Source organism: Bifidobacterium callitrichos DSM 23973 (assembly GCF_000741175.1).
Taxonomy (GTDB): Bacteria; Actinomycetota; Actinomycetes; order Actinomycetales; family Bifidobacteriaceae; genus Bifidobacterium; species Bifidobacterium callitrichos.
This window is the reverse complement of record NZ_JGYS01000012.1, coordinates 67200-74064: the sequence shown is the minus strand read 5'-3', so window position 1 is coordinate 74064 and position 6865 is coordinate 67200. Positions and strand designations below refer to the sequence as shown.

Annotated in this window: 5 protein-coding genes and 1 pseudogene; 5 read left to right on the top strand and 1 reads right to left on the bottom strand. The window is 67.4% G+C overall.

Annotation, left to right across the window (positions count from 1 at the left end; all coding sequences use genetic code 11):
* The 5 genes and pseudogenes from BCAL_RS12785 to BCAL_RS07705 form a co-directional block, all read left to right on the top strand.
* Nucleotides 1-351: pseudogene (locus tag BCAL_RS12785) on the top strand (ISL3 family transposase); the annotation flags it as partial.
* Nucleotides 352-394: 43 nt separating this feature from the next.
* Nucleotides 395-559 carry a LamB/YcsF family protein gene (locus BCAL_RS12780; protein WP_238549665.1) on the top strand — a complete coding sequence of 55 codons (165 nt, stop codon included), beginning with the start codon at nucleotides 395-397 and terminating at the stop codon, nucleotides 557-559.
* A 2-nt stretch (nucleotides 560-561) separates the two neighbouring features.
* Complete coding sequence (locus BCAL_RS07715) at nucleotides 562-2442, top strand: 5-oxoprolinase subunit B/C family protein (protein WP_081887361.1); 1881 nt, start codon at nucleotides 562-564, stop codon at nucleotides 2440-2442.
* A 1-nt stretch (nucleotide 2443) separates the two neighbouring features.
* A complete protein-coding gene (locus BCAL_RS07710; protein WP_043167196.1) occupies nucleotides 2444-4282 on the top strand; it encodes an ATP-binding protein in 1839 nt (612 codons plus the stop codon).
* A gap of 34 nt (nucleotides 4283-4316) precedes the next feature.
* Entirely contained in the window at nucleotides 4317-5222 is a 906-nt protein-coding gene (locus tag BCAL_RS07705) for a glutamate cyclase domain-containing protein (protein WP_043167242.1), read from the top strand.
* 104 nt (nucleotides 5223-5326) lie between these two features.
* Here the strand turns inward: BCAL_RS07705 and BCAL_RS07700 are convergent, their stop codons facing one another.
* Nucleotides 5327-6625 carry an ABC transporter substrate-binding protein gene (locus BCAL_RS07700; RefSeq protein ID WP_043167198.1) on the bottom strand — a complete coding sequence of 433 codons (1299 nt, stop codon included), beginning with the start codon at nucleotides 6623-6625 and terminating at the stop codon, nucleotides 5327-5329.
* Nucleotides 6626-6865 lie beyond the last annotated feature (240 nt).

Sequence of the window (6865 nt, the reverse complement as noted above, 5' to 3'; positions counted from 1 at the left end):
CTCATGAACAGCGGCTGAAGACCGGCCGGGCGTGCCAGATGCGCGAGACCCTGCAGGACATCTACGAGACCAGCCGCACGTCAGGCGAGGCGTGGGTGCGCTTGCACCGCCTGTGCTCGTGGATGATGCACTCACGACTGGAACCCATGAAGGACCTCGCCCGCATGATCCGCACGGCACTGGAACGAGATCCTGGCCTACTTCACCCACCCGTACACCAACGCGGTCCTCGAGGGCGTCAACAGCGTCATCCAGAACGTCAAACGACGAGCACGCGGATTTAGGAACATGGACTACTTCGCCACCATGATCTACCTGACCTGCGGCAAACTCGACCTCAAAGCAGTCACCGCCTACCCCCCCCCCACAACCCACCCACAAACAGCGAATAGCCGTGCTGGATGGCACGGTCGTCGCGATCGACGGGACCGTGGTGCCGATCGCGGCCGATTCGGTGTGCGTGCACGGCGACTCGCCGGCCGCGGTCGCGATGGCGCATGCGATCCGCGAGCGCCTGATCGCCGACGGCGTGACGGTGCGCGCGTTCACGGCGGCCTGACGATGAGCGCGACGAATGCCCGGTTTCTGCCGTGCGGGGAGGCGGCGGTACTGGTCGAACTCGACGATCTCGACGCCACGTTGCGCCTGTATGCGGCGATCGAACGGGCAGCGACGGCGGCGGTCGGTGCCGACGGTGACGGTGACGGTGACGCCGACTCCGTGTGGCGGTATGTGACCGGGCTGCTGCCGGCGGCGCGCACGGTGCTGGTCTCCTACGATCCGCTGGCCGATGCAACATTTCCCGATGCAAAACGCGGGTTCCGCGCTCGCCTGTGCGATGCCATCGCCCGCTTGGATGCCCCTGAACTGCACGCCGGTTCGACGCGTGTCGTCGAGATTCTGGTCGTATACAACGGCGAGGATCTGGGCGATGTGGCACGGATGCTCGGCATCAGCGAGTCCGAGGTCATCGCCCGGCATAGCGGGCATCCGTGGACGGTGGCGTTCGGCGGATTCGCCCCCGGATTCGACTATCTGACCGGCGGCGACCCGATCTTCGATGTTTCACGTAAAACATCGCCCCGTCTGGCCGTACCCGCGGGCGCCGTCGGACTGGCCGGCACGTTCTCCGGCGTATATCCGCGCAGCAGTTCGGGCGGATGGCAGCTGATCGGCACGACCGATACGCCGATGTGGGATGAGCGGGCGACTCCCCCGGCCCTGCTCAAGCCGGCGGACACCGTGCGATTCACGCCGGTCCGCGCGCGAGTCAGGCTCGGCGACTCGTCGGCGACCGCATCACCCGCTTCGGACAGCCACCGCCATGACCGCATCGCACACACCACATGCTCCGACGCGTCTTCGGCGGTTCCCGTGGCCGCCGCCCTGGAGGTGCGCAATCCCGGCGTATTGAGCACCTTCCAGGACGAGGGACGTGACGCCGCGCGGATGGGCGTTACCGGTTCCGGAGCCGCGGACCGTCGCGCGTTCCGTCTGGCGAACGATCTGGTCGGCAATCCCGCCGGAACGCCCGCGATCGAGATCACGGGCGGCGACGCCTCGTTCGTCGCGCATGGCGATCTGACCGTCGCCGTGGTCGGGGCTCCCGTCGACATCACCATCACCGGAACGGGCGCCATCACCACGGCAGGCGCCGTCTGTGCAACGGGCCATCCGGCAACGTTCTCCGTCACCCGGCAGGAGGCGTTCCTGCTGCGCGACGGCGAAACCCTGACGATCGGTACGCCCCGCGCGGGATTGCGCGACTATCTGGCCGTGCGCGGAGGATTCGACGTCCCGGAGATCCTCGACTCCGCCTCGACCGACACGATGAGCCATCTCGGTCCGAACCCCTTACGCCCGGGGCAGCTGCTGGCAATACGGCACGACTGGTGGAGAACCTCGCATACCGCGAGCAGCAGGCCCCCTCTGACGAGGGGGCTGTCAGCAAAGCTGACTGGGGGAGAGATAGCGCAACGAATCGCAACCACCGTCGGATTCCCCGAACCGTGGCCGGACGGTCTGCCTCGCGCCAACGGCCCGGTCACGACGCTCGCCGTCACGATGGGGCCGCGCGACGACTGGTTCACCCCCGACGCGATCGCCTTGTTCCTCGATCAGGAGTGGACCGTGACCGCGCAGTCGAATCGCGTGGGACTGCGCCTGGAAGGCGCACGATCGCTGCAACGCGGGGATTGCCGGGAACTGGCCAGCGAGGCCACGCTTCCCGGCGCGATCGAGGTGCCGACCAGCGGGCAGCCGGTGCTGTTCCTGCGCGATCAACCGGTCACCGGAGGATATCCGGTCATCGCCGTGCTGACGCGAGCCGCACTCGACCTCGCGGGGCAGCTGCCGCCCGGCGCCCGGATACGGTTCGCCGTGAAACACACGGCAGCCCGGAGGCACGCTAAAGAGAAGCACCCTGAAGAAAGGACCGCATGATATGCGTATCAATCGAATCCTCATCGCCAACCGCGGCGAGATCGCGGTCCGCATCATTCACGCGTGCCATGACACCGGACGCACGGCCATCGCCGTGTATGCCGATCCAGACGCCGACGCGCTGTTCGTGCACCTCGCCGACGAGGCGTACGCACTGGGCGGCGAGACGTCGAAGGACACCTATCTCAATATCGGGGCGATTATCGCGGCGGCACGCAAGGCCCACGCCGACGCCGTCCACCCCGGATACGGGTTCCTGTCCGAAAACGCCGATTTCGCGCAGGCGGTGATCGATGCGGGAATGACGTGGATCGGGCCGAGCCCCGAAACCATCCGCATGCTCGGCAGCAAGGTGGAGGCGCGACGCATCGCGGCCGAAGTGGGGGCGCCGATGGCCCCCGGCACCACCGCGCCCGTCCACGACCCGAAGGAGGTGGTCGCCTTCGCCCGCGAGCACGGGCTGCCTCTTGCGATCAAGGCCGTGTACGGCGGCGGCGGGCGTGGCCTGAAGGTCGTCCACGAGCTGAAGGACGTCGAGGAGGCGTTCCTGTCGGCCACGCACGAGGCCGAGGTCGCGTTCGGCAACGGCGACTGCTTCATCGAACGGTTCCTCGCCCGCCCACGTCACGTGGAGGTGCAGGTGCTGGGCGACCGGAACGGACGGGTCGTGGCGGTGGGCACGCGCGATTGTTCGCTGCAGCGTCGCAATCAGAAGCTCATCGAGGAGGCTCCGGCGCCGTTCCTGCCACCTGAGACGACGACGCGTCTCGAACGGGCCGCAGTCGCGATCTGCGAGCGCGCCGGGTATGCGAGCGCGGGAACCGTGGAGTTTCTGGTCGATCCGGACGGCACGATGTCGTTCATGGAGGTGAACACGCGCATCCAGGTCGAGCATCCGGTCACCGAGGTGACGACCGGCGTCGATCTGGTCGCCGCCCAGTTCGCGATCGCCGAGGGCTCATCGATCGGCGATGTGATCGCCGCGGACGGCGTCGCCCCGATTCCGGCGCACGGGCATGCGATCGAGTTCCGCATCAACGCGGAGGATCCGTCGCGCGGGTTCGTGCCGTTCCCGGGTGTCGTCGAATCGTTGCGCACGCCGAGCGGTCCGGGCGTCCGTTTCGATACGGGGATTGCGGCCGGGTCGATCGTGCCGGATCAGTTCGATTCGATGCTCGCGAAGCTCATCGTCTGGGCTCCGACGCGTCAGGAGTGTCTCGTGCGCGCCCGCCGCGCGCTGGCCGAGCTCGAGATCGACGGCGTGCCGACGGTCAAGGCGTTCGACGAGCGGGTGCTCGCCGACCCGGATTTCATGGCGATCGGCGACGGCGAACCGGACGCGTTCCGCGTGTACACGCGCTGGATCGAGGAGGTGCTGCTGCCGCATATCGCCCCCGCGACCTTGGCGAGCGGTTCGCCGAAGTCACGCGGCATCGCGCCGAGGAACGTGACGATGTGGATCGAACTCGACGGCAGACGCATGCGGCTCGGCGTGCCGGCCGGACTGGCCGGGCTTGTCAACATGGCGGGAGCATTGCCCGGAGCAGCCGGCGCCGACTTGATCGCAGGTCTTGCGGGACCGTCAGCGGCCACCGGCAACGCTCCCGACGCCACCCGCCCCGCCGGCGCGATCGCCTCGACGATCACCGGCACGGTGGTGCGTTGGCTCGCCGACGACGGCGCGACCGTCGCCGAGGGCGATCCGGTGGTCGTGGTCGAGGCGATGAAGATGGAGACCGAGATCGCCGCGCCCATCGCGGGAACCGTGCGTCAGCAGGCCAAGCCGGGCGATGCGGTCCGGTTCGACGACGTGCTCGGCGAAGTCGTGCCGAACTGTTGAGAGAGGAGCAGTCATGGATGCCAATACGTCGTCGATCGCGAGCATCGCAAGCTGGAGGTTCTACCCGCGCATCGCACGCATCGCCAATCTCGCAAGCCGCGACGTGGGCCGCGGCTCCGAAACCCTGATGACGTTCTCGCGCGGCGATCTGTTCCGCGCGGCGCGCCAGCTGGTCACGGGCCGGCCGGCGCGCGCGCTGGTCGTCACCGGCTTCTACATTCCGCAGGCCGACCGGCCAGCTGCGGAGACCGACGGACCGTTGGGCGCGTTGGAGGTGTGCATGGCGTTGCGCGCGATCGGCGGCGATGCGTGGCTGGTCACGGACGAATGCTGCGAACCGGTGATCCGCCCGAGCGCCGCCGCGATGCTGCCCGACGATCACGTGCTCATCGCACCGGTGCGCGAGCGGTTCGACGGTTGGATGAACGGGGTGATCGACCTGGCGAAGGCCGAGCGGATCGACACGCTGATCTACATCGAACGGGTCGGCCCGGCCCGCGATGGTCGTCCGCGCAACATGCGCGGCGTCGATATCAGCGAATGGACCGCCCCCTTAAGCCGGCTCACGCAGATGCAGCTGCACACGATCGGCGTGGGCGACGGCGGCAACGAGATCGGCATGGGGCGCGTCGCCGAATACGCGATCGAGGGCGTGGTGGATCATGGCGAGCGCATCGCCTGCCGGGTGCCGACCGACGAGCTGATCGTCTCCGGCACGTCGAACTGGGGTGCGCACGCGCTCGTCTGCGCGATGCGCGCGATGGGCCGTCCGGAGATCGAACCGTATCTCAAGGCCGACTGGCATCGCGCGACTCTGGAGACGATCGTCAGTCACGGCGGCCTCGACGGCGTGCACATGACCAACGTCGCCACCGTCGACGGTCTCGACCCGGAGCGCTACTACGCCGAGATCGCGGCGTTGAGCGCCCTGGCCGCGTAACGATCACCGCCGCATAACACACGCGAAAGGCGTCCGAAACGGCCTATAACCGCTTCGGACGCCTTCCTATATCAGGTATCAGGTGCGATGCTGCTGGCGCCGCGTCACGCCTTGGGCACAGAGCCCTCCTGCGCGTGATCGAAGACCGGCTTGTTGGACGCGTCGAACTTGTACACGCCGATGGAGGCGGTGGACGGGTCGTGCGCGTCGTTGAACGGGCCGATGCCGGCCTGGCCGGAGTACTGGATGTCCTTGCCGTCCTTCAGCAGGGCGAGGCACGCCTTGTACGAATCGCACTTCTCGCCGCCGGACACGCCGGAGACCGCGGGCAGGTTCTTCGCGACGGTCTCGCCGTCGGCCGAACCGCCCTTCTGGGCCGCGAGCGCCGCCAGTATGACCGCGTCGTACGTTTCGGCCGCGTACGTGAAGTCCTTGACCTTCGAGTCGATGCCCTTGACGCGCTCCTGGAACGCGTCGGTCGGGTGGGCGCCCGGGATGGTGCCGGTCGAGCCCTCGAGCATGCCGGCGTCGAAGTCGGCGGAGTGGTCGACGGTGTTGCCATCGGTCATGTACAGCTTGTGCGTGTCGATGCCGGCGGTCTTGAGCGCCTTGACGAGCGAGACGGTCTGGTCGAACGCGATGACGAGCACGGCGTCCGGGTTGGAGGCCTTGACAGCGGTGGCGATCGAGGAGAAGTTCGTCTCGGTCGGATCGAACGTATCCTTCTCGCCGTAGACGACGTTCACGCCGGCCGCCTCGACGGTCTTGACGACGACGTCACGCAGCGACGTGCCGTACTCGTCGTTGAACACCGCGATGGCGAGGTTCTTAATGCCGTCCTGCGCGATGATCTGGCCCAGCACCGCGCCCTGGACGGTGTCCGGCGGAATCGTGCGGAAGAACTTGTCGTCGAGACCGCTGAACGCGGTGGAGGTGGCGCCGTTGGAGATCATCGGCACGCCGGAGGTGACGACCTGCTTGTAGCTGTTCTTGACGACGGAGCTGGACGGCGGGCCGACCACGACGGACGGCTTCTTCGAGATCACCGACTGCGCCGCGGACGTGTTCTGGTCGGCGTGGTCGGCGTCGGACGTGTCGGCCGTGACCGAGGTCGCGTCCTTGCCGAGCACGCCGCCGGCCACGTTGATGTCCTCGACGGCGAGCTTGAGCGATGCCACGTTCGACGGTCCGATGTAGGCCATCGAGCCGGTGGACGGGAACAGGCCGGCCGCCACGAACGCGCTCTGCTTGCCCGAGTCACCGGACGCGCCGGATGCGCCGGTCGACGACGAGCCGCAGCCCGCCAGCGCCATCGACGCCGCCGCGACCAGCGCCGCAACGGTCATCGCACGCGATCTCATCGATCGCATCGTCTTCCTCGTGTTCGTCATGTTCTTCCTCATACGTCATCACGTTCCTCTCTAAAGCCTTGCGGCAGGTGATGGGGATTCTCGCTTCACTTGGATTTCGCTTGAATCTTGGTGACGACATTACGAGCGGGGCGATTCGGTCACGTTGTTCGCACGTAACCGGCGGATGACGGACGATAAACGGCGGAAACACGGGGAAATCATCCGTAATCGCCCCGTAATGCGCCGCGCCCGCCCGTAACATGACGGGCGGGCGCGGCGCGATATCAGTCG